Raw genomic sequence first — 1254 nt, 5'->3', positions numbered from 1 at the left:
GGTAAGTTGTATAATTAAATGCCGCAAGGGTAAAAAAACTCATGGTAATTCCGTGTATAATGTTAATTAACTACAAAAAACATATACGGAGGAATACCATGAGCCAATTACAGTTTAACCCAAAATCGAGAAAGAATAAACATTTAACCGAAAGAGAACGTTATGATATTGAAATATTCATAGGGGTGGGTTTAAAGCCTGCTGATATTGCTAAAAAATTAGACAGGGATAAACGCACGATTGAAAGAGAAATTACAAGAGGTACCGTTAAACAGCTTAATAGTGATTTGACCGAAAGATACGATTATTGTGCTGATGCATCACAACGCATTTATTATCAAAATGCAGCGAATAAAGGTCCTGGTTTAAAAATCAGTAATGATCATAAACTCGCTCAACATATTGAGAAAAAAATAGTTAAAGAGAAGTATTCTCCCGGTGCCGTTATTGGTGAAATTCATGCACAGGAATTGGATTTTGAAACTACCATTTGTACGAAAACGTTATACAATTATATTGATCAGGAAGTGTTTTTAAACCTTACAAATAAAGACCTTCCCGTAAAGAAAAACAAGAAGAAAGGAAGTTATAAAAAGGTTAAAATCGCCCACAAAAACCTCAAAGGAACAAGCATTGAAAAGCGACCTGAAGAGGTGGAAGACAGAAGCATCTATGGACATTGGGAAATGGATTGCGTGGTAGGAAAAAGCGGTGGAAGTGGGGCGGCTCTTCTTGTGTTAAGTGAACGAAAATCACGTGAGGAAATCATTTATAAAATGCAGAATCAAACACAGAAGTCTGTAATTGATGTAGTGAATGAGCTAGAAAGAAAATATGGTAAAACCTTTCAGGAAACATTCAAAACCATTACGGTTGACAATGGCAGTGAATTCCTAGATTTCGAGGGTTTAGAGCAATCCATCCATTCAACAGAAATGACGAGAACAAAGGTTTATTATGCACATCCTTACAGTTCATGGGAACGTGGCACGAATGAAAATTCAAATAAATTAATCAGGCGATTTATACCGAAAGGTACCGATATAAACGATTTTAGCGATGAAGAAATAGCAAAGATTGAAGACTGGATGAACAACTATCCACGGGGCATATTCGACTATAAAACAGCCAATGATATTGCAAGGGAATGCAGGGAAATTCTGAATAAAAGGGAACAGGCACAAGCATAATAAAGTATTTAAAAAAGCCCAAATCAAAAGATAATTAAATTAAATTAAAAAATAAACAACCATA

The 1254-nt window shown here is 34.9% G+C and carries 1 protein-coding gene; it reads left to right on the top strand.

What is annotated here, in order from left to right; genetic code table 11:
* Positions 1–41: 41 nt before the first annotated feature.
* Positions 42–1190, top strand: a complete 1149-nt coding sequence (locus tag SPD89_RS22780) for an IS30 family transposase (protein WP_336264234.1) — start codon at positions 42–44, stop codon at positions 1188–1190.
* Positions 1191–1254: the final 64 nt, after the last annotated feature.

Source organism: Pseudogracilibacillus sp. SO30301A (genome assembly GCF_037072025.1).
Taxonomy (GTDB): Bacteria; Bacillota; Bacilli; order Bacillales; family Amphibacillaceae; genus Pseudogracilibacillus.
Note: the sequence above shows the minus strand (reverse complement) of the source record. Positions and strands in the feature narration are given on the sequence as shown.

Coding starts and splice junctions, on each gene's coding strand:
- SPD89_RS22780 (WP_336264234.1), top strand. CDS start 42: ATGGTAATTCCGTGTATAATGTTAATTAACTACAAAAAACATATACGG.